The 26474-nt window shown below is 72.6% G+C and carries 24 protein-coding genes and 1 tRNA gene; 8 read left to right on the top strand and 17 right to left on the bottom strand.

Annotation, left to right across the window (positions count from 1 at the left end):
- Positions 1-60: 60 nt before the first annotated feature.
- The 4 genes from ABZ842_RS11590 to ABZ842_RS11575 form a co-directional block, all read right to left on the bottom strand.
- Complete coding sequence (locus ABZ842_RS11590) at positions 61-1584, bottom strand: sugar ABC transporter ATP-binding protein (protein WP_361535932.1); 1524 nt, start codon at positions 1582-1584, stop codon at positions 61-63.
- A gap of 86 nt (positions 1585-1670) precedes the next feature.
- Positions 1671-2720 (bottom strand): sugar ABC transporter substrate-binding protein, encoded by a 1050-nt coding sequence (locus tag ABZ842_RS11585; RefSeq protein WP_361535596.1) that lies wholly within the window; start codon positions 2718-2720, stop codon positions 1671-1673.
- Positions 2717-3529, bottom strand: coding sequence for an SDR family NAD(P)-dependent oxidoreductase (locus ABZ842_RS11580; RefSeq protein ID WP_361535593.1), 813 nt, complete (start codon positions 3527-3529; stop codon positions 2717-2719). The genes ABZ842_RS11585 and ABZ842_RS11580 overlap by 4 nt, the downstream gene beginning before the upstream one ends.
- A complete protein-coding gene (locus ABZ842_RS11575; RefSeq protein WP_361535590.1) occupies positions 3526-4848 on the bottom strand; it encodes an enolase C-terminal domain-like protein in 1323 nt (440 codons plus the stop codon). Before ABZ842_RS11575 ends, ABZ842_RS11580 begins: the two co-directional genes overlap by 4 nt.
- A gap of 301 nt (positions 4849-5149) precedes the next feature.
- Between ABZ842_RS11575 and ABZ842_RS11570 the strand changes: the two genes are divergently transcribed.
- On the top strand, positions 5150-6328 hold the full coding sequence (locus tag ABZ842_RS11570; RefSeq protein ID WP_361535587.1) for a PAC2 family protein: 1179 nt from the start codon (positions 5150-5152) through the stop codon (positions 6326-6328).
- A 74-nt stretch (positions 6329-6402) separates the two neighbouring features.
- Here the strand turns inward: ABZ842_RS11570 and ABZ842_RS11565 are convergent, their stop codons facing one another.
- The 5 genes from ABZ842_RS11565 to ABZ842_RS11545 all read right to left on the bottom strand — a co-directional run bounded on the left by ABZ842_RS11565 (position 6403) and on the right by ABZ842_RS11545 (position 11118).
- Entirely contained in the window at positions 6403-7377 is a 975-nt protein-coding gene (locus ABZ842_RS11565) for a superoxide dismutase (protein ID WP_361535584.1), read from the bottom strand.
- A 183-nt stretch (positions 7378-7560) separates the two neighbouring features.
- A complete protein-coding gene (mshC, locus tag ABZ842_RS11560; RefSeq protein WP_361535581.1) occupies positions 7561-8790 on the bottom strand; it encodes a cysteine--1-D-myo-inosityl 2-amino-2-deoxy-alpha-D-glucopyranoside ligase in 1230 nt (409 codons plus the stop codon).
- Between the two features lie 126 nt (positions 8791-8916).
- Positions 8917-9744, bottom strand: coding sequence for an SCO1664 family protein (locus ABZ842_RS11555; RefSeq protein WP_361535578.1), 828 nt, complete (start codon positions 9742-9744; stop codon positions 8917-8919).
- Positions 9708-10298, bottom strand: coding sequence for a DUF3090 domain-containing protein (locus ABZ842_RS11550; protein WP_361535575.1), 591 nt, complete (start codon positions 10296-10298; stop codon positions 9708-9710). The genes ABZ842_RS11555 and ABZ842_RS11550 overlap by 37 nt, the downstream gene beginning before the upstream one ends.
- A 112-nt stretch (positions 10299-10410) precedes the next feature.
- The gene (locus tag ABZ842_RS11545; RefSeq protein ID WP_361535572.1) at positions 10411-11118 is read right to left on the bottom strand and encodes a histidine phosphatase family protein; all 708 of its coding nucleotides are present in this window, start codon (positions 11116-11118) and stop codon (positions 10411-10413) included.
- Positions 11119-11219: 101 nt separating this feature from the next.
- On the opposite strand from ABZ842_RS11545, the gene ABZ842_RS11540 reads away from it, so the two are divergent.
- Positions 11220-12212, top strand: a complete 993-nt coding sequence (locus ABZ842_RS11540; RefSeq protein ID WP_361535569.1) for a magnesium and cobalt transport protein CorA — start codon at positions 11220-11222, stop codon at positions 12210-12212.
- Between the two features lie 61 nt (positions 12213-12273).
- Here the strand turns inward: ABZ842_RS11540 and ABZ842_RS11535 are convergent, their stop codons facing one another.
- Both ABZ842_RS11535 and ABZ842_RS11530 read right to left on the bottom strand, forming a co-directional pair.
- The gene (locus tag ABZ842_RS11535) at positions 12274-13059 is read right to left on the bottom strand and encodes a ferritin-like domain-containing protein (protein ID WP_361535566.1); all 786 of its coding nucleotides are present in this window, start codon (positions 13057-13059) and stop codon (positions 12274-12276) included.
- Between the two features lie 270 nt (positions 13060-13329).
- Entirely contained in the window at positions 13330-14379 is a 1050-nt protein-coding gene (locus ABZ842_RS11530) for an LLM class F420-dependent oxidoreductase (RefSeq protein WP_361535563.1), read from the bottom strand.
- Positions 14380-14542: 163 nt separating this feature from the next.
- Between ABZ842_RS11530 and ABZ842_RS11525 the strand changes: the two genes are divergently transcribed.
- The 3 genes from ABZ842_RS11525 to ABZ842_RS11515 all read left to right on the top strand — a co-directional run bounded on the left by ABZ842_RS11525 (position 14543) and on the right by ABZ842_RS11515 (position 18832).
- A complete protein-coding gene (locus tag ABZ842_RS11525) occupies positions 14543-15526 on the top strand; it encodes an aldo/keto reductase (protein ID WP_361535560.1) in 984 nt (327 codons plus the stop codon).
- 65 nt (positions 15527-15591) lie between these two features.
- Positions 15592-17742, top strand: a complete 2151-nt coding sequence (locus ABZ842_RS11520) for an ATP-dependent RecD-like DNA helicase (protein WP_361535930.1) — start codon at positions 15592-15594, stop codon at positions 17740-17742.
- Between the two features lie 163 nt (positions 17743-17905).
- Complete coding sequence (locus ABZ842_RS11515; RefSeq protein ID WP_361535557.1) at positions 17906-18832, top strand: aminoglycoside phosphotransferase family protein; 927 nt, start codon at positions 17906-17908, stop codon at positions 18830-18832.
- 162 nt (positions 18833-18994) lie between these two features.
- Here the strand turns inward: ABZ842_RS11515 and ABZ842_RS11510 are convergent, their stop codons facing one another.
- Entirely contained in the window at positions 18995-19627 is a 633-nt protein-coding gene (locus ABZ842_RS11510) for a hypothetical protein (RefSeq protein ID WP_361535554.1), read from the bottom strand.
- Between the two features lie 47 nt (positions 19628-19674).
- Between ABZ842_RS11510 and ABZ842_RS11505 the strand changes: the two genes are divergently transcribed.
- Positions 19675-19863: a DUF5703 family protein gene (locus ABZ842_RS11505; protein ID WP_361535552.1), complete on the top strand. Its 189-nt coding sequence runs from the start codon at positions 19675-19677 to the stop codon at positions 19861-19863.
- A gap of 153 nt (positions 19864-20016) precedes the next feature.
- On the opposite strand, the gene ABZ842_RS11500 is transcribed toward ABZ842_RS11505, so the two are convergent.
- The 3 genes from ABZ842_RS11500 to ABZ842_RS11490 form a co-directional block, all read right to left on the bottom strand.
- Positions 20017-20787: a chaplin gene (locus ABZ842_RS11500; RefSeq protein ID WP_361535549.1), complete on the bottom strand. Its 771-nt coding sequence runs from the start codon at positions 20785-20787 to the stop codon at positions 20017-20019.
- Between the two features lie 146 nt (positions 20788-20933).
- The gene (gene chpH, locus ABZ842_RS11495) at positions 20934-21167 is read right to left on the bottom strand and encodes a chaplin ChpH (RefSeq protein WP_361535546.1); all 234 of its coding nucleotides are present in this window, start codon (positions 21165-21167) and stop codon (positions 20934-20936) included.
- A gap of 161 nt (positions 21168-21328) precedes the next feature.
- Positions 21329-22654 (bottom strand): M20/M25/M40 family metallo-hydrolase, encoded by a 1326-nt coding sequence (locus ABZ842_RS11490; RefSeq protein WP_361535543.1) that lies wholly within the window; start codon positions 22652-22654, stop codon positions 21329-21331.
- 196 nt (positions 22655-22850) lie between these two features.
- Here ABZ842_RS11490 and ABZ842_RS11485 point away from each other — a divergent pair.
- Positions 22851-22935 (top strand) — tRNA-Leu (locus tag ABZ842_RS11485).
- Between the two features lie 247 nt (positions 22936-23182).
- Here the strand turns inward: ABZ842_RS11485 and ABZ842_RS11480 are convergent.
- Both ABZ842_RS11480 and ABZ842_RS11475 read right to left on the bottom strand, forming a co-directional pair.
- Complete coding sequence (locus ABZ842_RS11480) at positions 23183-24985, bottom strand: hypothetical protein (protein ID WP_361535540.1); 1803 nt, start codon at positions 24983-24985, stop codon at positions 23183-23185.
- Positions 24986-25080: 95 nt separating this feature from the next.
- Complete coding sequence (locus tag ABZ842_RS11475; RefSeq protein WP_361535537.1) at positions 25081-26082, bottom strand: hypothetical protein; 1002 nt, start codon at positions 26080-26082, stop codon at positions 25081-25083.
- Positions 26083-26103: 21 nt separating this feature from the next.
- Here ABZ842_RS11475 and ABZ842_RS11470 point away from each other — a divergent pair, with 21 nt between their 5' ends.
- Positions 26104-26424: a helix-turn-helix transcriptional regulator gene (locus ABZ842_RS11470; protein ID WP_079259476.1), complete on the top strand. Its 321-nt coding sequence runs from the start codon at positions 26104-26106 to the stop codon at positions 26422-26424.
- Positions 26425-26474: the final 50 nt, after the last annotated feature.

Below are 26474 nucleotides of genomic sequence, written 5' to 3'. Positions count from 1 at the left end.
GGCCGGCTGCCTTCGCGGGCGTCGCGTCCTTGGCCGCGGACGGCCCGGTCGTTCCTGAGGTCATGGTCGCTCCCCCACCCCTTCCATGGCTGCGACGAGCGCGCGATCGGTCCATCCGCTGGTGAAACTGGCCACCACCCGCCCGTGGAAGAGGGCGCACACCCGGTCGCAGACCCGCAGGTCGTCGAGTTCGTCGGAGACGACGACGACCGCGCTGCCGTCGTCGGCGGCCCGGCGCACCACGCCCAGCAGTGCGTCCTTGGACGTCACGTCGACCCCGGCGGTGGGCCGCAGCGCCACCAGCACCCCGGGGCGGCGGGCCAGGGCCCGGGCGACGACCACCTTCTGCTGGTTGCCGCCGGAGAGCGAGCTGACCGGCTGCTCGGGCCCGCGGGTGCGGATGTCGAACGAGTCGATCGCCGTACGGGCGAAGCGTCTCGTCCGGGCGGGCAGCACGGTCCCGAAGGGGCCGAGCCTGTCGGCGAGGGTGAGGGTGACGTTCTCCGCGACGCTGCGGTCGGGGACGAGCCCCTGCGCGTGCCGGTCCTCCGGTACGTATCCGATGCCGGCGTCGAGCGCGGCGGGCACGCTGCCGGGCGCGACCTCCCGCCCCCGCACCAGGATCCGGCCGGAGGTCGCCCGGCGCATTCCGGCCAGGGTCTCGCCGAGCGCGGTGCTGCCGCTGGCGGCGGAGCCGGCGATGCCGAGCACTTCGCCGGCGGGCACGGTCAGGTCGACGGGTCCGTACGCGCCGTCCAGGACCAGCCGTTCGACCCGGAGCGCGGGCTCCCCGGTGTGCAGGGGGCGGGCGACGGGGCGGGGCACCGCCTGCCAGGAGCGCGCCGCGTCGCCGTGCTCCCCCGCCATGGCCGCGACGAGGTCGTCCTTGGCGACCTCGGCCACCGGCGCGGTGAGCACGTGTCGGGCGTCACGGTAGACGGTGACGGCGGTGCACAGCTCGTACACCTCCTGGAGGTGGTGGGAGATGAAGAGGAACGCCACGCCCCGCGCGCGCAGTTCGCGCAGCTTGCCGAAGAGGAGGTCGATGCCGCGGGCGTCGAGTTGGGCCGTGGGCTCGTCCAGGATGACGGTGCGGGCGCCGAAGGAGAGGGCCCGGGCGATCTCGACGAACTGCCGCTGTTCGACGGGGAGGTCCTTGGCGCGGGTGCGCGGGTCGACGCTGACGCCGTACTCGGCGAGCAGTTCGGTGGCGCGCTCGCGCAGCCGCCGCCAGCCGATGGGCCGCAGTCCGCGCCCCGCGCCCGTACCGGCGCCGGCGTCGAAGCGGTTGAGGAAGAGGTTTTCGGCCACGGTCAGATCGGGGACGACCGTCGGCTTCTGGTGGACGCACGCCACCTTCGCCCGCCAGGCCGCGGCGTCCCCGAAGGCGGGCGCTGGCGCGCCGTCGAAGGCGACGGTGCCGGCGTCCGGGCGGTGCAGCCCGGTGAGCACCCCGACGAGGGTGGACTTGCCCGCACCGTTGCGCCCCACCAGTGCGTGGGCCTCGCCGGCGGCGACGGTGAGGTGTCCGCCGTCCAGGGCGAGGGTGGGGCCGAACCGTTTGACGACGCCCTGCGCGTGCACGGCGGGCGGCGGCGGTTCCGGTACGGATCCGACGGGCTGCGGCGCGGCGGGCTCGGGCGCTGCGGGCTGCGGGGCGGCGGGCACGGTCAGCCCTTCTTCCCCAGCTGGTTGGCCCACAGCGCGGGGTCGTCCACGTTGTCCTTCGTCACCAGGGGCGCGGGCAGTTGGTCCTCCAGACCGCCGGGGATCTCGACGATGGTGGAGTCGTGGTCGGTGGGTCCTGGCTTGAACTCGGTGCCCTCCAGGGCTGCCTTGGCGTAGTGCAGTGCGTAGCGGGCGTACAGGTCGGCGGGTTGGGAGACGGTGGCGTCGATCGTGCCGGCGCGGATGGCGTCCAGCTCCTCGGGGATGCCGTCGTTGGAGACGATGGTGACGTGCCCGGGCTCGCCCGCGGGTTTGAGCAGCTTCTTCTGCTCCAGCAGGGCGAGGGTGGGTTGCAGGAAGACGCCGCCGGCCTGCATGTAGATGCCGTTGAGGTCGGGGTGGGCGGCGAGGGTCGCCTGGAGCTTGGCGGAGGCGACGTCGCCCTTCCAGTCGGTGGCCAGCTCGAAGACCCGGATGCCGGGGAAGTTCCGCTTCATGCAGGACATGAACGCCTCGGAGCGGTCGCGGCCGTTGATGGACGCGAGGTCGCCCTGGAACTCGACGACCTTGCCCCGGCCCTTGAGCCGTTCGCCGAGGAAGCGGCACGCCTTCTCGCCGTACGCCCGGTTGTCGGCGCGCACCACCATGTACACCTCGCCCTTGTCGGGCCGGGTGTCGACGCTGACGACCGGGATGTCCTCCTCGGCCAGCTCCCGCAGGGACTCGGCGATCGCCCCGGTGTCCTGGGGCGCCATGATCACGGCCTTGGCGCCCTGGTCGGTGAAGGTCTGCACGTTGGCGACGAGCTTGCCGATGTCGTTCTGGGAGTTGGTCAGGGACAGCGCGTCGACCTCGCCGTCGTCGACGCCCTTCTCGACGTAGCCGCGGTACGAGTTCCAGAAGTCGCTGTCGCTGCGCGGCAGGTCGATGCCGACCTTCCCGGCGCCCGAACCGCCCTGGGAGTCCCGGTTGCACCCGGTCAGGGCGACGGCGGCGAGCAGCACGGCGCAGCCGGCCGCGGCGGTGGTGGGAGCGGGGGTGCGCGCTCTCATGGGGCTGTCCCTCCGGTGGTGGGGTCGGCGGGGCGCGGGCGCAGCCCCTGCATTCCGCCGTCGACCGCGAGCGCGGTGCCGGTGACGGCCGCAGCGGCGGGCGAGGCGAGGTAGCAGATGGCGGCGGCGACCTCGTCGGCGGTGACGAGCCGGCCGGTGGGCTGTCTGGCCTTCAGGGCGGCGCGTTCGGCGGCCGGGTCGTCGGCCTGCGCCAGCAGTCGGCCGACCCAGGGGGTGTCGACGGTCCCGGGGTTGACGCAGTTGACGCGGATGCCTTCGCGGACGTGGTCGGCGGCCATGGCGAGGGTGAGCGAGAGCACCGCGCCCTTGCTGGCGCTGTAGAGGGCGCGCGCCGGCAGGCCGGCGGTGGCGGCGATGGAGCAGGTGTGGGTGATGGAGACCGCGCCCGGCCGCTCGGCGGCGGCGGCCCGCAGGTGCGGCAGGGCGTGCCGGGCGGTGCGCACCAGGCCGACCACGTTGACGTCGAGGACGTGGTGCCAGCTCGCGTCGGGGTTGTCGGCGACGGTGCCCACGGCGCCGATGCCTGCGTTGGAGACGACGGTGTGCAGGGCGCCGAACTCGGCCGCAGCCCGCTCGACCGCGGTGCGCAGCGCCGCGTCGTCCGTGACGTCGGCGGCCAGGGTGAGGGCGCCGTCGGGCGCGCCGCCGGGTTCGCGGTCCACGACGGCGACCGCGGCGCCGCGGGCGAGCAGTTGGCGGGTGACGGCGGCACCGATGCCGGAGGCGCCGCCCGTCACGAGGGCGGCGATTCCGGTGAAGTCCCCGGCGGCGGAGGCGTCTTCGGTCATGGCGTGATCCCCTCGGCGGTCCGGAGCCGGGCCCGCCACACGGGCCCCTCCGGATAGCGGTGGGCGGCGATGGACTCGGGGAGCATCCGGGCGGAGAAGCCGGGGGCGTGCGGCGCCCGGTAGCGCCCGCGGCTGATCACGGCGGGATCGGCGAAGTGTTCGTGCAGGTGGTCCACGTACTCGATGACGCGGTCCTCCCAGCTCCCGGAGACGGCGACGAAGTCGAACATGGCCAGGTGCTGGACGAGTTCGCACAGCCCGACGCCGCCCGCGTGCGGGCAGACCGGCACCCGGTACTTGGCGGCGAGCAGCAGGATCGCCAGGTTCTCGTTGACGCCCGCGACGCGTGCGGCGTCGATCTGGACGAAGTCGACGGCGCCGGCTTGCAGGAGCTGCTTGAAGACCACGCGGTTGGCGGCGTGCTCCCCGGTGGCGACCTTCACGGGCTGGCCGGCGCGGACCGCGGCGTGGCCGAGGATGTCGTCGGGGCTGGTGGGCTCCTCGATCCAGTGCGGTTCGTACGGTGCGAGCTCGGTCATCCAGCGGACGGCCTCGGCGACGTCCCAGCGCTGGTTGGCGTCGACCGCGATCCGCACGCCCGGCCCGACGGCGGCCCGCACCAGGCCCATCCGCCGCACGTCGTCGTCGAGGTCGCCGCCGACCTTCAGTTTGATCTGCGCGAAGCCGTCGGCGACGGCCTGCCGGGCGAGGCGGACCAGCTTCTCGTCGCTGTAGCCGAGCCAGCCGGGCGAGGTGGTGTACGCCGGGTAGCCGTCCTCCCGCAGCCGTCGGGCGCGTTCGATGCGGCCGGGCTCCGCCGTGCGCAAGATGGCCAGGGCCTCGTCGCGGGTGAGGACGTCGGTGAGGTAGCGGAAGTCGACCAGGGAGACCAGGTCCTCGGGGGTCATGGCGGCCAGGAACTCCCACACGGGAAGGCCGGCGCTGCGGGCCGCGAGGTCCCAGGCGGCGTTCACCACCGCGCCCGCAGCCATGTGGGTCACCCCCTTCTCCGGGCCCAGCCAGCGCAGTTGGGAGTCGTGCGTCAGCGCGGTGTGCAGGGCGGCGAGGTCGGCGGCCGTCCGCGGCGCGGGGCGGCCGACGACGTACGGCCGCAGCGCCTCGATCGCGGCGGCGGTGACATCGTTGCCGCGGCCGATGGTGAAGCAGAAGCCGTGCCCTTCGGCGCCGTCGCGGGCGCGGATGACCACGTACGCGGCGGAGTAGTCGGGGTCCGGGTTCATCGCGTCGGAGCCGTCGAGCTGCTGCGAGGTGGGAAAGCGGATGTCGTGGACCTCGAACTCGGTCACGGTCTGGGTCACGCGCGTCCTCCGGTACTCCGGTACAGAAGCAGATGACAGAGCGATCAAGGGATCCCTGGGTGATCCGACCTCTTGGTCATCCGATGTATAGCGCCGTATCGCGCGGAGAGTCCAGGGGTGCGACCGAATCCAGCGGGAACGGGGTGGACTTGCGAGGTGACAGCTCGGATGAATCGCCGTTGGTTCCGTCGTTGCCCAAGATCAGCCGAAGTTCACCCTGGCGTGCACGGGGCTGCGGCGGGCCGGCCCCCAAGCCGTAAGGTTGGGGCGTACGAGAGAAGACGTCGGAAGGAGGCACTGGGTGGTCGAGCTCGAGGGGGTACCCGAGCTGATCGACCCGGTCATGGTGGCCGCGTTCGAGGGCTGGAACGACGCCGGCGACGCGGCTTCCACCGCGGTCGCGCATCTGGAGCGGGAGTGGAAGGGCGAGGTGTTCGCGGCGCTCGACGCCGAGGACTACTACGACTTCCAGGTCAACCGCCCCACGGTGTTCCTGGACGGCGGCGCACGGAAGATCACCTGGCCCACGACCCGGCTCTCGGTGGTGCGGGTCGGCGGCGACAAACCGCGGGACCTGGTCCTGGTGCGCGGCATCGAGCCGTCCATGCGGTGGCGTTCGTTCTGCAACGAGATCCTGGGCATCGCCCACGAGTTGGGCGTGGAGATGGTGGTGATCCTCGGCGCGCTGCTCGGGGACACCCCGCACACCCGCCCGGTGCCGGTCAGCGGCATCACCTCCGATCCGGACCTCGCCCGGACGATGAACCTGGAGGAGACCCGCTACGAGGGCCCGACCGGGATCGTCGGCATCCTCCAGGAGGCGTGCACGCACGCGGGCGTGCCCGCGGTGAGCCTGTGGGCGGCGGTGCCGCACTACGTGTCGCAGCCGCCGAACCCCAAGGCGACGCTGGCGCTGCTCAACCGGCTGGAGGACCTGATCGGGCTGCACATCCCGCTGGGCGAACTGCCGGAGGACGCCCGGGCGTGGCAGCTCGGGGTGGATCAACTGGCCGCCGAGGACAGCGAGGTGGCCGAGTACGTGCAGACGCTGGAGGAGGCCCGGGACACCGCGGAGCTGCCGGAGGCGTCGGGCGAGGCCATCGCGCGCGAGTTCGAACGCTATCTACGACGGCGGGACGGCGGTCCGGGCACCGGCCCGGGCATCGTCGCGGACGGCGGCGAGGGCGGTCCGACGGCGGGCGGGCCCGGGGCGCCGTACCTGAGGGACACCTCGGGCCTGCGGGACGTGACCGGCGGTGCGAACCGACCGTCGAAGGCGCAACGGCCCGAGCGGGACCAGCCGGAGCAGGACCGATCCGACGGGGCGGGCGACGGAGGCGACGGAGCCGAAGACGAAGGCCCCGACGGATCGACCGACGGAATCGACAGAACCGACAGATCGGGCGAGCCCGGTGAGTCGGGTGAGTCGACAGAGCCCGGCGAGTCGGGTCGGTCCGACGGGCCCGACGCCGACGAGTGACGTACGGCGCCGGCGCGTGAAGCGACGGGAAGGGGCGGTGTCCGAGCAGTGCGGGCGCCGCCCCTCCCGCGTGCTCAGCCCCGTACGCGCTCCACCGCGACCGCGTCGTACTCGGTGTCCGGCGTCGGCTGGACGTCGAAGCGGGCGTTCGGCAGATAGATCCGGCCCCGGTACGCCGCGGCGGTCGTCGGGATCCTGAAGCGCGCGTCCGTGATCCGGGCGACCTCGGTCCCCCTCGTCCCGGCGTCGTCCAGCCGCACCACGTTGACCGTGTTCAACTGCTGCTGCACCACGTACAGCAGCCGGCCCAGCAGCAACAGGCCGTCGGCGAAGGGCAGTCGCAGCGCGCCGAGGTCGACGCGGCGGCAGCGCCCGTTCCTCGGGTCCACCCGCACCAGCCCGCCGCCGTCGACGACGGTGTTCGCCACCAGGAGGGAACGGCCGTCGGGGGTGCGGGAGATCCCGTTCGTGGTGAAGCCGGGCCCCTGCTCCCAGTCCCCGGTCAGCGCCACCGTCTCGACGGGTCCGGTCGGTTCGTCGTGCCGGTCCAGCGGCAGCCGGAACAGGTGGGCGTTAAAGGAGTCCGTGAACCAGGCGGCGCCCGGGGCGAGCACCACGTCGTTGATCCCGGTGTCCGCCGCGCCGAGGCCGGTGTACGCGGCGAGCGGCGCGCCCGTCGTGGCGTCGACGATCCGGATCTCCCGGTTCCAGCCGCCGCAGAGGAAGAGCTGTCGCTCGCGACGGTCGATCTTGAGCCCGACGACGTTGTGTTCCGGGCCGAGCGGCGGGACGACGGTCCGGCCGCGGCCGGTGGCGAGGGCGACCCGGTGGACGGAGCCGTCCGCGAGCGAGCCGAAGTAGGCGTACGGGCTGGAGCCGATGGCGATGCCCTCGGGCTGGAAGCCGCGGGGCAGCGGGAAGCCGGTGGGCCACGGGGCGCGGGCGGTCGGCGCCGCGGTGGCGGTCGGGGCGAGCGGTGCGAGGAGCGCCGCGCCGCCGACGGCGGCAGCGGCGCCCAGGACCCCTCTTCGCGCGAAGGAACGTTGCATGGAGCGTCCTTCCGGTCGATGTCCCGAGGAACTCGACGTCCCGGGGAACACCGACAACCTGCCACACCCGGGGACACCACGCCCCGCGGTGGCCGAAAGTGAGCGGGTCGCCGGGGTGGGGAACCCCGGCGACCCGGATCGACCACGGCCCTCGTCAGAGTGAGGGGGCTTCTCGACGCGGCGTCAGAGCGCCACGCCCAACAGGGCGTCCACGGTGCGGGACACCAGCCCGGGCGCGCCCTCGTCCGTACCGCCTTCGGTCTGCTGGCGCTCCGCCCAGCGGTCGACCGCGGCGAGCGCCGCGGGGGCGTCGAGGTCGTTCGCCAGCGCCTCCCTGACCTCTTCCAGCAGGGCGTCGGCGGACGGCCCGTCGGGGCGGGAGACCGCGGCGCGCCAGCGGCCGAGCCGCGCCACCGCACCCGTCAGGTCCTCGTCCGTCCACTCCCAGTCCGCGCGGTAGTGGTGGGCGAGCAGCGCGAGCCGGATGGCGGCCGGGTCGACGCCGTCGCGCCGCAGCGCGGAGACGAAGACCAGGTTGCCCCGGGACTTGGACATCTTCTCGCCGTCCAGCGCCACCATGCCGGCGTGGACGTACGCCTTCGCGAAGGGGTGCTCGCCGGTGACGGCGTGGGCGTGCGAAGCGCCCATCTCGTGGTGCGGGAACGCCAGGTCGGATCCGCCGCCCTGCACGTCGAAGCCCATGCCGAGGTGTTCCAGGGCGATGGCCACGCACTCGATGTGCCAGCCGGGGCGGCCGGGGCCGAGGCTGCCGCCGTCCCAGTGGGGCTCGCCGTCGCGGGCGGCCAGCCACAGCAGCGGGTCGAGCGGGTTCTTCTTGCCGGGGCGCTCGGGGTCGCCGCCGCGCTCGGCGGAGAGCAGCCGCATGGTTTCGGCGTCGAGGTGCGAGACCTCGCCGAAGTGCGGGTCGCTCTCGACGGAGAAGTAGGTGTCGCCGTCGAGTTCGTAGGCGGCGCCGGCGTCGCGCAGTCGTTCCACCAGCGGAACGATGCCGGGTATCGACTCCACCGCACCGATGTAGTGCTGCGGCGGCAGCATCCGCAGGGCCGTCATGTCCTCGCGGAACAGCGCGGTCTCGCGCTCCGCGAGGGCGGTCCAGTCCTCGCCGTCCCGCACCGCGCGCTCCAGGAGCGGATCGTCGATGTCGGTGACGTTCTGGACGTAGTGAACCTGCCGCTTGGTGTCGAGCCACACGCGCTGCACGAGGTCGAACGCGTTGTAGGTCGCCGCGTGACCCAGGTGGGTCGCGTCGTACGGCGTGATGCCGCAGACGTAGATACGGGCGACGGGGCCGGGGACGAGGGTGACGGGACCCTCGTCCGCGGTGGAGTGGATCCGGAGGTCGCGGCCCTTGCCGGGCAGGGCGGGGACCTCAGAAGCGGGCCAGGCATGCATGCCTTCGAGCCTAACCGCAGGCCCCGTCCCGGCGCGCGTGTGGGGTACAACGACTTCGCTCCGGCGCCGCCGCGCGGGGTGTCGCCGCAGGCCGGCGCCGTCCCGGGGGCGTTGCGGGGGGTGAAATCACATCGGGGGCCAGGGGATGGCCGGCCACTGTCCCGAGGGCGCGGGATGCCGGCCGCTGTCGCGCAGTCGGTCCACCCGGGCGCGGATCGCGTCGACCTCGGCCGGGGTGAGCAGTTCCCCCAGTCGGGTGGCGAGCCGCCGCTCCGGCGCCAGGGCCTTCGCCAGCTCCTCCAGGGCGGCGAGGGCGTCGGCGGGCAGGGGCTCGCCCGCCCAGCCCCACAGCAGCGTGCGCAGCTTGGCGTCGGCGTTGAAGGTGACACCGTGGTCGATGGCGTACAGCGCGCCGTCGGGCGAGGGCAGCAGGTGTCCGCCCTTGCGGTCGCCGTTGTTGATCACGGCGTCGAGGACGGCGAGCCGCCGCAGCCGTTCGTCGTCGGCGTGCACCAGGAGCGCGGTGCGGCCCTCGCCGACCTCGGCGAAGCCGATGGCCTTCCAGCCGTCGCCCGGCTCCTCGCCCTCGATCAGGGCGAGGAGTTCGGCCGAGGGGTCGGCGTCGATCCAGAGCTGCACCATGCCCTCCCCGTAGGGGCCGTCGCGCAGCACGGTCGGCGGTACGAGCCCCCAGCCCAGCGCCTCGGAGACCTCGTAGGCGGCGACCTCGCGCTGGGCGAGGGTGCCGTCGGGGAAGTCCCACAGCGGGCGTTCGCCGGCGACGGGCTTGTAGACGCAGGAGGCTTCCCGGCCGTCGAGGGCGACCGTGCACACCAGCGCCGCGTTCGACGCCTCGCGGATCCGGCCGCGCACGGTCAGCTCACCGTCGGCGAGCAGGGTCAGCAGGTCGGGGCCGGTCACGCCCCCCTGCGGTATCCGTTCTGGCGCGGACATACGTGTCCTTCCGGGTCGAGCGGGAGGCTGCAGAGCGGGCACGGCGGGCGACCGGCGTTCACCACGTCCAGGGCCCGCTTGGCGAAGGCGCGCGCCTGGGCCCCGGTGAGGCGGACGCGCAGCATCGGCGGGCCGTTCTCCTCGTCCTGGAGCAGCCGTTCCTCGGCCTCGGCCAGGTCCTCCTCGGAGTCGGCGTCCAACTCGACCAGCGCCTGCGCCTCGACGATCATGCGCTGCTCCTCGCCGTCCCAGGCCAGCGCCATGGTGCCGACGCGGAACTCCTCCTCGACGGGGACGTCGAGCGGGGCGGTGTCGGCGATGTCGTTGGGGGCGACCGCGGGCACCGGGGCGTTGCCGCCGGTGCGGCGCACGACTTCGTCGAGCAGTTCGTCGATTCGCTCCGCGAGGGCTGCGACCTGCGTCTTCTCCAGCGCCACGCTGGTGACGCGCCCTCCGGCGGACGCCTGGAGGAAGAACGTACGGCGTCCGGGGAGCCCGACCGTACCGGCCACGAACCGGTCCGGCGGGTCGTAGAGGAACACCTGACGGGACACGCTCTGACTCCCTCAAGACTCGGGAAAGGCCACCAGGACTGCGGGGTGGACCCTGCTGGGACTGTGCTGCCATTCAGGCACTCGGCCCGTCCAACCCTACTGCGCCCGACGATCACGGGGCGCCCGCGCCGCCTCCGATGACCGCGTCGCCCTCCGCGCCGGCCTCCGCGGGCTCCGCCCGGGTCGGGTTCGGCACCAGCGGGCCGAGGTCCCCGGTGTCCCCGAGCCGGACCAGGAAGGGCCTGGTGCGGGTGTAGCGGACGACGGTGACGGAGCAGGGGTCGACGTGGATCCGTTGGAAGAGGTCGAGGTGGAGTCCGAGGGCGTCGGCGACGACGGACTTGATGACGTCCCCGTGGGAGCACATCAGGTAGCGGGCGTCCTCGCCGTGCTCGGCGTCCACCCGGTCGTTCCACTCGCGCACGGCCTCGACGGCGCGCTGCTGCATGCCGCGCAGGGACTCCCCGCCGGGGAACGCGGCGGCCGACGGGTGGTGCTGGACGACCTCCATCAGGGGTTCGCCGGCCAGCTCGGCCAGCTTGCGCCCGGACCAGTCGCCGTAGTCGCACTCCCCGATCCGCTCGTCGATCCGCAGGTCGAGCCCGGGCCGGGCGTCGAGGAGGGGCTGCAGGGTCTCGCGGCAGCGCTCCAGCGGGCTGCTGACGGCGAGGGCGAGCGGCACGCCGGCGAGCCGTCCGGCGAGGCCCGCGGCCTGCGCGGCGCCGCGCTCGTCGAGGTGGACCCCGGGGGTGCGGCCGGCGAGCACCGCTGCGGTGTTGGCGGTGGAGCGTCCGTGACGTACGAGGATCAGCGTGGCCATGCCCGCCAGGGTAGGCGCACCGGGCCTCCGCGGGGGGCGTACGGGGCTCCCTCGGCGGACGGCACGTGTGCGCACGGCGCGGACGGGGAAGGGAGCACGCCGTGATCGTGGACTGCGCCGTGTACCGCAAGGGCCGTCGCACGACGGACGTGCCCGACGACCTCTCCCAAGCCCTCGCCGCGGCCCGGGCCAGTGGTGACGCGTTTTGGTGGGTGGAGGTCAACGAGCCGACGGAGGAAGAGTTCGACCTGGTGCGGGACGCCTGCGGGCTCCATCCGCTGGCGGTGGAGGACGCCCTGCGGGCCCATCAGCGCCCCAAGCTGGAGGTGTACGACGACTCGCTGTTCGCCGTCCTGAAGCCGGTGGGGTACGAGCCGGCGGAGGACGTGGTCACCACGGGCGAGCTGATGCTCTTCGTCGGCGACTGCTTCGTGGTGACGGTCGGCCACGGCCCGATGGCGCCGCTGGCCGCGGTGCGCCAGCGGTTGGAGGGCGACCCGCAGGTGCTGGCGCACGGGCCGACCGCGGTGCTGTACGCGGTGAGCGACGCGGTCGTCGACGGCTACATGGACGTGGCGGAAGAGCTCCAGTTGGACCTGGAGGAGTTGGAGACGGAGGTCTTCTCCCCCGGTCGGGACGGCGGTTCGGACCGGCCGACGGCGGCGCGGATCTACCAGTTCAAGCGGCAGCTGCTGGAGTTCCGGCGGGCCAGCGGGCCGCTGGCGGGCCCGATGTCGCGGCTGGCGGGCACCGGGGTGCCGTTCGTCCACGAGCGCTCCCGGCCCTTCTTCCGGGACGTCGAGGACCATCTGATGCGGGCGAACGAGCAGGTCGAGGCGTTGGACCGGCTGCTGTCGGACATCTTGTCGGCCCATCTGGCGCAACAGGGGGTGCGCCAGAACGACGACATGCGGAAGATCTCGGCGTGGGCGGCGATGGCCGCGGTGCCCACGATGGTCGCGGGCATCTACGGGATGAACTTCCGCCACATGCCGGAGCTGAGGTGGGTGGGCGGGTACCCGGCCGTCCTGGTGCTGATGATCGTGGTGGTGTGGGGGTTGCACCGGCAGTTCAAGCGCCGCGGCTGGCTGTGAGCGCGCCGCCGGGCCCGAAAGCAGGCGACCGGGCCGGGGAGGCGGGCGACCGGGACCGGGTTCAGATCGCGGGTGCCGTGGTCGGGGGTCCGTCCAGCGCGCCGCGGCGCTCCGGCATCGACAGGCTGACCATGCGCCGCCAGCCGCCCAGCCGCTCGTACGCGTACATCCCGTGGATACCGGCGGTGAGCACGGCCGCCTTGGACCGCGGCCAGCCCAGGATGCGGCCCATGTGGGCCATCACGGCGAGGCTGACGTCCCGGTAGATCGAGATCTCCGCGAGCGCGCTGCGGCGCAGCACCCGGTGGATCGTCCGTCCGTGTCCTGCGGCGGCGAGCTGGAGCAGTTCCTCGTGGCAGTACGCGAGGTGGTTGGTCTCGTCGTTGGAGATCATCTTGATGGCCTTGCCGACCTCGGGGTGGTCCCCGAAGAACGTCAGCAGCATCTCCATCTGGTCGGCTGCGCGCTGTTCGGTGACCCTGCTGTGGGACAGGTACACGACGATGTCCTCTTCGCTGAGGGGTTCGTCGCGGCCCAGCTTCTCGTGCGCGAGGCCGATGCCCCGGCCTTCCAGGAGCATGGTGTAGTCGGCCTCCGGCGGCACCGGAACGGGTTCCAGCCCGCGCTTCTTCAGCAGGGCGTTGAAGATCCGGCCGTGCTTGTCCTCGTCGGCGCCGTGACGGGTGATCCTGGGGGCCAGCTCCTGGAGCTCGGGGGGCACGAGGGCCGCGATCCGGGCGTTCTCCCAGCCGCCCTGGGCCTCACCGCTGGCGGCGATCGAGCAGAAGAGCTGGTAGGAGTCGTCGTTGTCGATGATTTCCTGGAACAGGCTTCGGGCCGAGAGCATGAACTGCCACCTCCTGAAGGCATCCGCAAAGAACGAGTCAAATGCGGTGCGGCCGAGGTGGCAACAGCTCAGGCGAGGCGGATCCGCCGAACGGGGCACGGCGTGCTCCGGGCGGTCGGCCGGAGCACGGTCGGCAGCGGGCGGGCAGTAACCGGCGCGGGGGCGCGGGCGTTGTACGCGTGACGGCCGTGGCGGGGAGGTGCCCCCGAGCCCCCACCACGGCCACGGACCTCTCTTCCCCCCGGCCCACTCCTCCCGGCGCGCTCCGGCTCACGCCAGCCCGGCGCGCTCCAGGGCCTCGGTGCCCGCGCGGAGCCCGGCGATCCGCTCGTCGAGCGTGAAGCCGGCCGGGGCGAGGGTGAGGGTGGTGACGCCGGCGTCCGCGTAGGCCCGCATCCCGTCGGCGATCCGCTCCACCGGTCCGAGCAGGGTGGTGGAGTCGATCAGCTGCTGCGGTACGGCCGCGGCGGCGCCGTCCTTGTCCCCCGCCAGGTACTTGTCCTGGATCTCGGCGGCTTCCTTCTCGTACCCCATGCGGCCGGCGAGTTGGTTGTAGAAGTTCTGCTTGCGGCTGCCCATGCCGCCGACGTACAGGGCGGTGTAGGGGCGGAAGGTGTCGGCGAGGGCGGCGACGTCCTCGCCGAGCGCGAGCGGGACGGTGGGGCAGACGTCGAAGCCGTCCATCGTCTTCCCGGCCTTCTCGCGGCCCGTGCGCAGCGGACGCAGCGCGGTCTCCTCCAGATGGGCGGCGGAGGGGAAGATCAGCAGCGCCCCGTCGGCGATCTCACCGGTCTGCTCCAGGTTCTTGGGGCCGATGGCGGCGATGTAGAGCGGGATGTGCTCGCGCTGGGGGTGCACGGTGAGCTTGATCGGCTTGCCGGGGCCGCCGGGGAGCGGGAGGGTCCAGTGCTCGCCTTCGTGGGTCAGCCGCTCGCGGGCCATCGCCTTGCGGACGATCTCGACGTACTCGCGGGTGCGGGAGAGGGGCTTGTCGAACTTCACCCCGTACCAGCCCTCGGAGACCTGCGGTCCCGAGACGCCGAGGCCGAGTCGGAAGCGACCGCCGGAGAGGGAGTCGAGGGTGGCGGCGGTCATCGCCGTCATGGCGGGCTGACGGGCCGGGATCTGCATGATCGCGGAGCCCACGTCGATCCGCTCGGTGCGGGCGGCGACCCAGCTCAGCACGGTCGGGGCGTCGGAGCCGTACGCCTCGGCGGCCCAACAGACGTCGTAGCCGAGCCGGTCGGCCTCCTGGGCGACGGCCAGGTTGTCGCCGTCCATGCCCGCGCCCCAGTAACCGAGGTTGATGCCCAGCCGCATAACCACTCCCCTTACCGATCAGTAACGTCCCTTGTCCGGGGACTCTAGCGCGCGGTGGCCCACGGCGTCAGGGGCGGTGCGGGGTCCTCGACGGTGGTGTGCGCCACGACGGTTGTCCACAGGCTCTCTCCGCGTGTGCCCCCGGCCAGTAATCTCAGCGCTCATGGAGCAGAGGCATCTCGGCCGCACCGGCCTGCGCGTGTCCCGGATCGGACTCGGCACCCTGACCTGGGGCCGGGACACCGATGAGCACGACGCCGCCGATCAGCTGAAGGCGTTCTGGGAGGCGGGCGGCACGCTCGTGGACACCGCCGACGTGTACGGCGGCGGCGACGCCGAGTACGTGCTGGGGCAGTTGGTGGAGCGGCTGGTGCCCCGGCGCGATCTCGTCATCGCGACGAAGGCCGGCAGCGTCGCCGACCCCGACCGACGCTTCGACGGCTCGCGCGGGCATCTGCTCGCCGCGCTCGACGACTCCCTCCAGCGCCTGGGCACGGACTACGTCGACCTGTGGCAGGTGCACGCCTTCGATCCGCAGACGCCGTTGGAGGAGACCCTCCAGGCACTGGACATCGCCGTCAGCAGCGGCCGGGTGCGGTACGCGGGCGTGTCCAACTTCTGCGGATGGCAGCTCGCGAAGGCCGCGACCTGGCAGTTGGCCGCGCCGGGCGCGCGCACCCGGCTCGCCAGCACCCAGATGGAGTACTCCCTCCTCCAGCGCGGCGTGGAGCGCGAGGTGCTGCCGGCCGCGCTGGACCTCGGCGTGGGGCTGCTGCCGTCCTCGCCGCTGGGCCGCGGGGTGCTGACGGGGAAGTACCGCACGGGGGTGCCGGCGGACTCCCGGGGCGCGTCCGAGCGGCTGGGCGCCTTCGTCGATCCGTATCTGGACGAGGCGGCCACCAGTGTGGTGGACGCGGTGGTCACCGCCGCCGACGGGCTCGCCACCTCCGCGCTGCACGTGGCGCTCGCCTGGGTCAGGGACCGCCCCGGCGTGGTCGCCCCCATCGTCGGCGCGCGCAACGCCCAGCAGCTGATGACCGCTTTGTCAGTGGAGACGCTTACGCTTCCCGACGAGATCTGCCAGGCGCTCGACGACGTGTCGGCGCCCGTGCACCGCTATCCCGACCAGGACTGGAGCACGCTGTGACCGCGTCTTCCCGGGGCCGCACCCCGGCCGACACCGCCGCCGAGCCGGCGCCCGAGGCCGAACCCGTGCCCGAGGCCGAGCCTGCGCCCGCGCCCGCGACGTCTTCCGACGCAGAAGGCGCGGCGGGCACGGCGAGCGCAGAGGACGCAGAGGGCACGGAGGGCGCCCAGGACAAGGCGGACGCCGCGAAGGCCCCGGAGCTCTCCGAAGCCCAGGCGGAGCTGGCGGCGCAGCGGGAGCTACGGGCCCGCATCGAGGAGCGCAAGTCCCACCGGGCGGGCCCGGTCGACAGCGGTACGAAGCTCAAGGGCACCGCCGCCGACCTGCTCGCCGCGGTACGGGCCGTGGAGAGCGGCGAGAAGTCCGGCAGCGCCTTCTTCGCCGCCCCGGCGCGCCCCGCGGCCCCGCCCGCGCCGGGCCCGGCCGAGCGGCGTGCCGAGCCCGCGCCGGCGGGCGGCGCCACGGCCGTACCCCATCAGGCGCAGGCGCCCGCCGCCCTGGCGCCGCAGGCCCTCGCCGCAGTGCGGTCCGTGCTCGCCGCGGGCGGCGCCCCGCAGGAGGTGGCCGCGCGCGCGGTGGAAGAGCTCGGCGAGCAGGCCGCCGACGTGCTCCGCGAGGACCCCTGGCAGTTGCTGAGCATCCCCGGAGTGCGTCCCGAACAGGCCGACGGATTCGCCCGCGCCCTCCTCGGCGACGGCTGCGGACCGGGCGACGAGCGGCGTACGGCCGCGCTGATCTCCTGGCAGTTGGAGCGCGCCGCCCTGCACGGACACACCGCGCTCGACGCCTCCGCCGTGCTGGCCGGGCTCGCCGAGCGCTCGGTCCCCGCTCCCGACGAGGCGCTGCGGCAGGCCGTCGCCGACGGCGCCGTGCTCGCCTTCCAGGACGGCGCCGACGGCTCCGACGAGCAGGGCTCCGACGAGGACGGAGGCGAGGGCGCAGACGAAGGCGATGGCACCGAGGCCGGTGCCGCCGGGGAGGCCGCCCCGCTGCTGCTCGGGCTCGACCGCTACGCCCTCGCCGAGGAGAGCCTTGCCGACGGGCTGGCCCGGCTCGCCAAGGCCGGTGCAGACGAGCGGTGGGAAGCCGTGCCCGAGCCCACGGAGCTGACCCGTGCGATCGCCGCCCACGGCCTGGTGGCGCACACCGGCGGCGAGGCGGCCCGAGCCGAGCCGGTCGCCGTCGCGGTGAGCGCGACGGAGCTCGGACTGCGGGCCCGCGTCGCCGTCCACAGCGAGCAGGCCGCCGGCGCCCTGGGCCCCGTCGCGGTCACCGTCGCCGCCCTGCTGTCCGGGGGTGCGGACCTCGGCCGTGACGAGGAGGGGGCCCTCGCGCTGGACCTCCTCGTCGTCCTGGACGCGCCCCGGCTGGACGTGGAGAGCGCCGCCGCCCTCGTCGAGGCCCTGCCGGACGGCGCCCGGCTGCTGCTCAGCGGCGACCCGGGGCAGCTCGGCCCGGCCGGTGCCGGCCAGGTCTTCGTCGATCTGCTGGCCGCCGGGGTGTGCCCCAAGGTCGCCTCCCGCGTCCCGGACGCGGGCCCGATCGGCGAGTTGGTCTCCGGCATCGGCGTCGGCGAGCTGACCGAGGTGGCGGCGCCGGAGAAGGAAGTCGTCATCGTGCCCGTGCGCGACCCGGGCGAGGCCGTGCACCGTACGGTCCAGCTCGTCGCGGACTCCGTGCCCCGCGCCATCGGCGTGCCCGCCGCACAGACCCAGGTGATCACGGTGGCCCACCCGGGCCCCGTCGGCACCCGTGCGCTCAACACCGCCCTCAAGGAGCGGCTGAACCCGGGCCCCGGCCGCTTCGGCGGCTTCGACCCGGGCGACCGGGTGGCGTACGTCCCCTCCCCCGGTCGCACCCTGCCCGGCACGGTCGTCTCCGCGGACCCCCGGGGCCTCCACCTGGACTGCTCGGGCACCGCCGTGACCGTCCCCAAGGAGCGCGTGGAGTCCGCGGTGCGTCACGGCTGGGCCCTCACCGCCCACCAGGCGGCGGCCCTGCGCTGGCCGGCCGTGGTGGTCGTGCTGCCCGGCGACGCCGCCGGCGCCCTGACCCGCCCCTGGGTGTACACGGCCTTCGGCCGCGCCGAGCGCCATCTCTCCGTGGTCCACGGCGTCGACCGGGCCCTGGCCCAGGCGGTCGCCTCCGCCCCCGCCAAGCCCCGCACGACCCGGCTGCGCTTCCTCCTGGAGGGCCTGCTGGCCCAGCCGTCGTAGCGGCCCGGGCCCGAAAAAGGGGGGAACGCGACAAGATCACGTCCGGTTAGGGTGAACCGATGATTTGACGCCTGCCCGACATCCGGGCACCCCCGCCACTCCTTCGCCCCGCATCGCCAGCCGAACCGCGCTGTGCGACGTTTCTGCGAAGGAGACCCTTTTCATGCATGCATCGACCACGATCGACGTCCCCGAGACGTTCGTCGCCACCTACGGCGCGGACAGGCCCGAGGCGCAGGTCTGGCTCGCCGAGCTGCCGCGGCTCGGCGGCAGCTTCCTGGAGCGCTGGGAGCTGCGCCCGGACGGCCCGGCGGCCCACGGCATGGCATCCCTGGTGCTGCCCGTGCTCCGAGCCGACGGCGCACCCGCCGTCCTGAAGCTCCAGCAGCTCCGGGAGGAGACCGCCGGCGTCGCCGACGGTCTGCGGGCGTGGCGCGGCGACGGCGTCGTACGACTGTTGAAGCACGACGACGCGTCCGCGACCCAGTTGCTGGAGCGCCTCGACGCGGCCCGCCCCCTGTCGTCGCTCGACGACGGCGAAACGGCCCTACAGGTGCTCGCCGGGCTGATGGCGCGGCTCACCGCGGTCCCCGCGCCGCAGGGCGTGCGCCGGCTGTCCGACATCGCCACCGCGATGGTCGACGCGACCGCGCAGGCCGCCCCGGCGCTGCGCGATCCCGTCGAGCGGAAGTTGCTGGAGACCTGCGCCGCCACCGTGCGCGAGCTGGTCGGCGACGCCGGGGACCGCCTGCTCCACTGGGACATGCACAGCGGCAACGTCCTGGCCGGGGAGCGGGAGCCGTGGCTCGCCATCGACCCCGAACCGCTCGCCGGTGACCCCGGCTTCGACCTGCTGCCCGCGCTGGACGACCGGTGGGGCGAGGTGGTGGCGTCCGGCGACGTCACGCGCGCGGTGCTGCGCCGCTTCGACGTGCTGACGGAGGCCGTCGACACGGACCGGCGGCGGGCCGTGGGCTGGACCCTCGGCCGCGTCCTGCAGAACGGCCTGTGGGACGTGGCGGACGGCAAGTCCGCCCTGGAGCCGACCCAGGTGGCGATCGCCACGGCGCTGCTGGCCCACCGCGGCTGAGGTGCCGCGGGCGGTGACGCCGGCCCGGGAGGCCCCCCAGGACCCGGCCCGCTGAGGTGACGACCCGGGCCCCGTACCGCACCCGCTCCCGAAAGGGCGCGGGGGTACGGGGCCCGGTGCGGCCCCCGTCGGGGCCTCAGCCGCACACCTCGTCGAGCCCGGTCACCGCACCAGCTCCTCCCCCAGGTCGTCCTCGTCGAAGACCGAGCTGACGTCGAAGCGGCAGACCACCCGCTGGGCGTCCGCCTCGAAGGGGGCGCTCAGCCACTCGCCCGGCTCGGCGAGCTCGTCGGCCGCGGAGACCCAGAGCGTGGAGTCCCCCTCCTCCAGTCCGAACTCCTTGTGCCGGGAGGCGATCTCGTCCGGTTCGTACTCCCCGAAGAGCACCCCGAGCGCTGCGTGCACGCTGGCGCCCACGACCTGGGCCCGCTCCGGGGCGCCGGCGTCGAGGTCGGCGACGCGCTGCGCCTGGGAGAGCAGCCGCTGCGGTTCCACGACGGCGTAGTCCCGGCGGATGAGGACGCTGAGGGCGTTGGGGTTCTCGGGGCCCGCGTACGGCGGGAGCGCGTCGTCCACCCCCGGGATCTCGAAGGGCGTGACTTCGTCGTAGCGGTCGTAGAGGCGTTCGTCGTACGCCTCCGCCGCCGCCGCGAGGGCGTTGAACGCTTCGTAGACGGCCGGGTCGTCCTCTCCGGTGCGGTTCTCGACAGCCGCGAGGTGGCGGTCGAGGGCGGCCTTGACCGCCTCGGCGGCGGCACGTACCTCGGCGGCGGTGGGCTGCGCAGCATCAGACATAGTGCAGACGCTATCCGTCCGGGGCCGGTGCCCGCACAATAGATGCGATGCCGGAATACGAATTTGTCGATGTGTACGTCCCGCGCGGGGTGCCCCGCAAGGAGACGACCCGTCTGCTGACCGACCATGCCGAGTACGGACACTGGGAGTTGGACCGACTGACGCTGCTGAGGGACGGCAGCCGTAGGGTGCGGCTGCGTCGACGCATCATCCGTCAGCTGCGCGCCACGTGGTGATCAGTGCGAAGCGGGCCCTGCCACGGCGGGGCCCGCTCGGTCGTGCCGCCCCTTCGCGGTGCGGCCGGCGCAGCGGCGCGGCCTGAGCGCGACAAGAAGGGGCGGCTGGGAGTAGTCAGTCGGGGGCGTGCGGCGCGTGCCGGGGGCACGTGTTCAGGCGCGCGCCCGTCGGTAGAGCACTGCGCCCGCGAGGAGCATTCCGGCGCCCACCGGGATGATCAGGCCGAGGGAGTCGGCACCGGTCTGGGCCAGGGTCTCGGCGGGACGGTCGGCGGAGTGCGCCACGGGCCGGTTGGGCTCGCGGTCGGTCCCCTTCACCGCGGTCGGCGGAGTGCTGGGGGTGGCCGGGGTGGCGGGGGTCTTCGGGATCACCGGCTTGGTGGGCTCGCCGGGCTGCGCGGGGACGTGCGGCCGGGTGATCGAGCTGTCGTTGGCGCAGTCGTTGCCGAAGGCCGGGTTGAGCAGGCTGACCACGTCGACGGTGTTGCCGCAGGCGTTCACGGGGACGTCGACGGGGACCTGGACGTCGTTGCCGGAGCCGACGCCCGGGGAGTTCGCCGTGCCGCCGCCGGCGTGGGCGCCGCCACCGGACTGCGAACCGCCGCCGATCGGCGTCGCCGTGCCCGGGGCGCCGGTGCCCGGCGCGGTCGGCGCCTGGTTCGACACGGGCTTGGGCTTGGCGGAGGTGTTGGCGCACTCGTTGCCGAAGGCCGGGTTGAGCAGTCCGACGACGTCGACCGAGTTGCCGCAGGCGTTCACGGGGACGTTGACCGGGACCTGGACGTTGTTGCCGGAGGCGACGCCCGGGGAGTTGGTGGCGGCTCCGTACGCCCCCGAGTCGGCCTGGGCGTAGCTCCCGCCGAGCGCGAGAGCCCCGCCCGCCGCAGCCATGGTGATCAGGCCCTTCCGAGTGACCTGTCTCATAGGTGTTTCCTGCCTTCTTCGCTCGTACGGGATCTCCTCCGGGCCGATCGCCCGGGTGGAAAGGCCGGGCGGTCCCGGAACGCGTGTCGCGCGCTCCGGGACCGCCCGGGTTCACCCTCGAACCCTCGGGGGTCGAGTCACTTCGTTCAGCCGTTGATGCAGGTGTTTCCGAAGGTCGGGTTCAGCAGCCCGATGACGGAGACGGTGTTGCCGCAGACGTTCACCGGAATGTGAACCGGAACCTGAACGACGTTGCCCGAGAGCACACCGGGGGAGTTCACGGCAGCACCCTGGGCACCCGAGCTGGCCGTGGCCACACCCGCGCCGGCAAGCACCAGACCACCAGTGACAGCTGCGGCAGCGACGACCTTCTTGATCATGATTCCTCCTCGTAGGCAATGCGGTCCCAGCCGCGGACCGCAACACCTGTAACGAGGAGGGCTCACCGAGGGCTACGAGACGAAGGAGGCTTTCACTCTTTCCAGTCAGCCACGCACACAGGAACGATTGCGAAGCCGCCGCGCGGGCCGGCCGGAGGAGGTCAGCACTGGTCGAGGAAGCGGTCGAGCACGCGTACGCCGAACTTCAGCCCCTCGACCGGAACGCGCTCGTCGACGCCGTGGAACATCCCCGCGAAGTCCAGCTCCGGCGGCAGTTGCAGCGGCGCGAAGCCGAAGCAGCGGATGCCGAGGTCGTCGAAGGACTTGGCGTCCGTGCCGCCGGAGAGCATGTACGGCACGGCCCGCGCGATGGGGTCCTCGGCCCGCAGCGCCGACTGCATGGCGTCCACCAGGTCGCCGTCGAAGCTGGTCTCCAGCGCCTTGTCGGCGTGCACGTCCTCGCGTCGCACCTTCGGCCCGAGCAGCCGGTCGAGCTCGCCGAGGAACTCCTCCTCGTACCCCGGCAGGAAGCGTCCGTCGACATGGGCGACGGCCTGTCCGGGAATCACGTTCACCTTGTACCCGGCGCCGAGCATGGTGGGCGCCGCGGAGTTGTGCAGGGTCGCGCCGACCATCTTGGCGATGCCGCCGAGCTTGGCGAGGGTGGCGTCCATGTCCTCGGGGTCGAGCGGGGTCCCGAGCGCGTCGGACAGCTCGTCCAGGAAGGACCGCACGGTCTTCGTCATCCGCACCGGCCAGCGGTGCCGGCCCAGCCGCCCCACGGCCTCGCACAGCTCGGTGATCGCGTTGTCGTCGTTGGTCATCGAGCCGTGGCCCGCGGTGCCGTCGACGGTCAGCCGCATCCAGTGCATGCCCTTCTGGGCGGTCTCCACCAGGTACAGCCGCAGCTTCTCGTTGACCGTGAACGAGAACCCGCCGACCTCGCCGATGGCCTCCGAGACGCCCTCGAAGAAGTCCGGGTGCTTGTCGACGAGGTAGCGGGCGCCGTACGCGCCGCCGGCCTCCTCGTCGGCGACGAAGGCCAGCACCACGTCGCGCGGGGGCTTGCGACCGCTGCGCATCCGGTCGCGCACCACGGCCAGCGCCATCGCGTCCATGTCCTTCATGTCGACCGCGCCCCGGCCCCACACGCAGCCGTCCGCGATCTCCCCGGAGAAGGGGTGGTGCGTCCAGTCCTCGGCGTTCGCGGGGACGACGTCGGTGTGCCCGTGGATGAGCAGCGCGGGCCGGGACGGGTCCTCCCCCTCGATCCGCGCCACGGTGGAGGCGCGCCCCCGGTGCGACTCGACGATCTTCGGTTCGAGGCCCACCTCCGCGAGCTTCTCCGCGACGTACTCGGCCGCCGCGCGCTCGCCCGGGCCCGAGTGGTCCCCGTAGTTGCTGGTGTCGATCCGGATCAGGTCCCGGCACAGATCGACGACCTCGTCCTCGCCCGAGACGTTACGGACCGTGTTCGGCTCGCTCACGTGCTTCCTCCCGCTGTCGCGCTGGTGCTCCCCCTCATCCTGCCCCGCTCCGCCCGCTCCCCCAAGGCCCGTCGGCCCTCGATTCCCCCGCCGGTTCCGCCCGCCGGCGGGCGGGGGGCCGGGCGTGATCGAGCGCCCCGATTGTTTGCTATGGTTTTCCACGTCGGAACGGCCGAGGCCGAGCGACAGACACCTGGTCCGGGTGGCGGAATGGCAGACGCGCTAGCTTGAGGTGCTAGTGCCCTTTATCGGGCGTGGGGGTTCAAGTCCCCCCTCGGACACTTAAGAAGGGACGTTCACGAGATCGTCCCGAAGCGTTCACGAATTACCGGTCGAGTCATGTGACTCACCGGTAATTCGTCGTTTCTGGGGCCTCGAGCCTCGTGATCGGCTCGATGAGGAGGTGAGGCGGTGGCGGTCCAGGCACTGCGCCTCTCACCTGCGGAAACAGGACATGCCTGCGCGACGGCTGGTAGCCGTGGCGCAGGCATGTGGGGTTTTCAGGGGGTGGAGCGCGGCGGGGGTGTGTCACTCGCGTGGCGGAGGCTCGGCATGCTCGGTCGGGAGCGGTCGCGCCTGCTGAGGATCGGAGTACGCACCGAGGCGGGTTGCGGTGCTCTGCGTGCCGGCTCTGCGGGGCTGGATGCCCTGGTCTCGGAGGAACCGTCGGATGGCTCTGAGGTTCGCCACGAAGATGATGACGGCATTGAGCAGGGTCTGTGCGACACGTCCGTGCGGCAGGCGGAGCTGCGGATTGTCGATGCTGTCGAGGGCGGACTTCTTGAGGTTGCCGTTGCCGCCCTCGTTCTGACTGCGCAGTCCGGACCAGGCTTCCTGCCACCGAGGCGTGAACAGGGGGTATTTCTGCCGCCACTTGGCCAACACGGTGCCCGGGACTGTGACGCTCTTCCCCCTGCAGATGTCTGGGTAGACGGGGGTGTCCCGCTTGGGCCTGGGGATGGTAGGCAGGGCTGCCGGGTTACGGACAGTGGGGGCGTCGAGGTCGACGACGGTGGACGGGCGTGGCTGGGGCCGGCGGTAACAGGTGACCGTGGCGTGGGACCCGAGGGCAGGGCACTGTCGACGCTGGTCCCCTGCGGGCCCGTACTCCTTGATCTTGGCCTGGTAGTCCTTCCGGGACTGGATCAGGTTGAGTGCGTGGGCGCGATCCTCGTCCGCGCGGCTGTCGATGTATGTGGCGCCCGCAGTGATGAGCGGGGTGGGCATCAGCGGGCAGTAGAACTCACCGCCGACCAACTGCATGCCGCGGAACTCTCCCTGCCGGTCGACCTTGTCGTCGTTGTAGTGCTTCACCGCGTTGAGACCGAGTTTCAGCAGCTGCAGATGCAGGTTGTGAGGCTTGGCCTGGGTGATGCCCCGGTCGGCGCAGAACAGGTCTTTGACCAGGCCTCGTTCGAAGGCCGGCTGGATGGCGCGCAGGGCGGCCGGGCCGGGTTCGGTGCCCGGCGTGCGAAGGATCATGCCGAGGCAGACCGCGGGGTAGGCGCCGGCGAGGTCGCCATGGCCATGGCCCGGGAAAGCAGCCATCATGGCGTAGCGGAACTCTCTCTTCTCCGAAGCTTTGACCTTCTTCTCCTGGCCCGACCTGCTCTTGCGAGACACTGGCTTGTTTGCCGTGCCGCGCCGGGTGCCAGTGTTCGTGGAGGCCGGAGCTTTGCCGCTGGGCCCCGACTTCTTCTGCGTTCCTCCCTTCACGTACATCCCGGCGGTGATCTCAAGCGAGGCCCGGTCCTGGTGGTAGTCCGGCTCTTTGCCCCAGACCGGAACCGGAGTGTCGTCGACCGCGATGTGGCCAGGCCACCGAGCGAAGTCGCCGCGCCGGTAGGAGGCCATCACCGGAGCGAGAATCAGATCCTGGGCGATGGCCTCCAGGTTGCGCACGGTGTCCTGGTTGTCGCGGGCATTCCACTTCCGTCGGATCTTCTTGGCCTCACTGAGCGACAGCCGCTTGCGGCGGTCGTGCGGTGCAGGGTCGAGGCGCCGGGTCATCGAGGACCAGGACCGGTAGACGCGCTTCGACGTCGCGTACTGATGGTGCGCGACGCGGTCGATTTCTTCTCGGGTCGCGCCCTCGCGGATGTGCAAGTCGACGTCGGGGACGTCAAGGAGGGCTTTGGACCCTGGAGACAAGGCGAAGAAGAGCGTCTCCCATGCGTCGTTGATGTTCGCGCTCTTGCCCATGTACTGCGACAGGATCAGGCCGATCAGCACTGTGCGGAACGGGAAGCCCTTTGGGCCTGGCCGGTGCTCGTTGAGGGGAAGGCGTTCCAGTACTCCGCTGTGGCGCACGAGGTCGAAGACCTGCCTCACAACGCGGTCGTTGAGGGTACGGCCGGGGGCCTGCGGTGCAGGGCGTAGGGCTAGGCCGGTACGCCGGCAGGGTTTGTCCTCTGGGTTCTTCCTGCTCATGCCGCCCCGCGCAACAGATCGGTTGCCTCCGCTTCGGGCACGTCGTGCAGGAAGACGAGGTAGCGCGAGAGGCTGTGCAGGGTCCCGAGTCCGGACGCTTTGAGGATCACCCTCAGCGGAATGCCTGCATTGAGCAGGTCGACGAGCCAGGTCGTGCGCAGCCGCTGGGTCTGCAGCACGGCGCCGTCACAACGGCCGATGATCCGTGGGTACCTGGCCAGCCAGTCCGACGCGATGTGCTTGCTGGTTCGGTCCTGCCAGTCCGGCCGGAAGGCGTACGCGTCTGCCGGGATGTGGGCGGCTTCCGCCAGCAGCAGTCCCTCGTAGGCGTACCGGCATACGACAGTGCGCGGACGGCGCCCGTGCACCTTGACCAGTGCCCGGCCGGTGGGACCCGCGAGGATGTCCCGCCCCTGAACGTACACAAGATCCTCAACGGCGAGCCCGCAGCCGACACCGAGACAGAACAGAAGACAGGCGTTGCGCCGCTGGGCGGGGGTGGGCAGGCTCTGCGCCCAGATCAGCCAGTAGGCGATTTCTGCCGGCGGGTAGGGGGCCACTGGGGCGGCGGTGGCCTTCAGCCGGATCGGCGGATGCTGTCCGAGCTGGTCCAGCAGGAGTGCTTCGGAGGCCCGGCGCAGCTGGCTGCTGCAGGTTCGGCGGCTGTTGGCGGCCATGTCGCGGCAGCCGACGAGGATGAATCGTTCGACGGTGCTCTGGTCAAGGATCACCGAGGGTTCGAGCGGGAGGCCCTGGGACTCGACCCAGGCGACCAGCCGTGCGAGCGGCGTCATGACCACGTCTGGGCCGTAGGGTCCCGCTGCGACGGCCATGAATCCCAGCGAGCGGACGACCGGAGCGATGCGGCGCCACTGGGCGGGCGGCACCGTCTCCGCCTTCGGTGCGTAGGCCAGCAGGCGATTCGACACAGCGACCTCCAGGCGCAAGGCCCATGACAGGTGGCCGGTTAACCGGCCACTGGTGTCAGTGTCGATCACGATCTGAAGGAACGCATCTTTATGACCGGAGGCCGAGCGCGCACGGCGCCGCCATGGAGCTACGCCGTCGATCCGGAGGAGTGGCCGGATGCCCGGATCGCCGGGGAGCCCGCCGCGGCGGTTGTCCAGACGATTGCCCGCCGCCTCGCCGCCGCCCTGCGTGAGAGGCCAGAGCTCTCGCTGCGTGCTCTGGCAGCCCAGAGCAACGTCGGCAGACAGACCATCGGCGATCTGCTGGCTGGCGCCACCTGGCCGGATGTGCTGACGGTCTGCCGACTGGAGCGTGCCCTGGGCCTGGCGCTCTGGCCCGGATCGAATGCGACCCAATGTGCTCATGACTGATCCCCAATTGCCTCTTTGAGGTCAGTCGTGCACGCTCAAGCGCGAAATGG

The organism is Streptomyces sp. NPDC047315 (assembly GCF_040643215.1).
Classification (GTDB): domain Bacteria; phylum Actinomycetota; class Actinomycetes; order Streptomycetales; family Streptomycetaceae; genus Streptomyces.
Note: the sequence above shows the minus strand (reverse complement) of the source record. Positions and strands in the feature narration are given on the sequence as shown.

Excerpts from the sequence above, each read along its gene's own strand:
- ABZ842_RS11585 (WP_361535596.1), bottom strand. The coding sequence starts at position 2,720 with ATGAGAGCGCGCACCCCCGCTCCCACCACCGCCGCGGCCGGCTGCGCC.
- ABZ842_RS11580 (WP_361535593.1), bottom strand. The coding sequence starts at position 3,529 with ATGACCGAAGACGCCTCCGCCGCCGGGGACTTCACCGGAATCGCCGCC.
- ABZ842_RS11565 (WP_361535584.1), bottom strand. The coding sequence starts at position 7,377 with ATGCAACGTTCCTTCGCGCGAAGAGGGGTCCTGGGCGCCGCTGCCGCC.
- mshC (WP_361535581.1), bottom strand. The coding sequence starts at position 8,790 with ATGCATGCCTGGCCCGCTTCTGAGGTCCCCGCCCTGCCCGGCAAGGGC.
- ABZ842_RS11555 (WP_361535578.1), bottom strand. The coding sequence starts at position 9,744 with ATGTCCGCGCCAGAACGGATACCGCAGGGGGGCGTGACCGGCCCCGAC.
- ABZ842_RS11545 (WP_361535572.1), bottom strand. The coding sequence starts at position 11,118 with ATGGCCACGCTGATCCTCGTACGTCACGGACGCTCCACCGCCAACACC.
- ABZ842_RS11535 (WP_361535566.1), bottom strand. The coding sequence starts at position 13,059 with ATGCTCTCGGCCCGAAGCCTGTTCCAGGAAATCATCGACAACGACGAC.
- ABZ842_RS11530 (WP_361535563.1), bottom strand. The coding sequence starts at position 14,379 with ATGCGGCTGGGCATCAACCTCGGTTACTGGGGCGCGGGCATGGACGGC.
- ABZ842_RS11525 (WP_361535560.1), top strand. The coding sequence starts at position 14,543 with ATGGAGCAGAGGCATCTCGGCCGCACCGGCCTGCGCGTGTCCCGGATC.
- ABZ842_RS11515 (WP_361535557.1), top strand. The coding sequence starts at position 17,906 with ATGCATGCATCGACCACGATCGACGTCCCCGAGACGTTCGTCGCCACC.
- ABZ842_RS11510 (WP_361535554.1), bottom strand. The coding sequence starts at position 19,627 with ATGTCTGATGCTGCGCAGCCCACCGCCGCCGAGGTACGTGCCGCCGCC.
- ABZ842_RS11505 (WP_361535552.1), top strand. The coding sequence starts at position 19,675 with ATGCCGGAATACGAATTTGTCGATGTGTACGTCCCGCGCGGGGTGCCC.
- ABZ842_RS11500 (WP_361535549.1), bottom strand. The coding sequence starts at position 20,787 with ATGAGACAGGTCACTCGGAAGGGCCTGATCACCATGGCTGCGGCGGGC.
- chpH (WP_361535546.1), bottom strand. The coding sequence starts at position 21,167 with ATGATCAAGAAGGTCGTCGCTGCCGCAGCTGTCACTGGTGGTCTGGTG.
- ABZ842_RS11470 (WP_079259476.1), top strand. The coding sequence starts at position 26,104 with ATGACCGGAGGCCGAGCGCGCACGGCGCCGCCATGGAGCTACGCCGTC.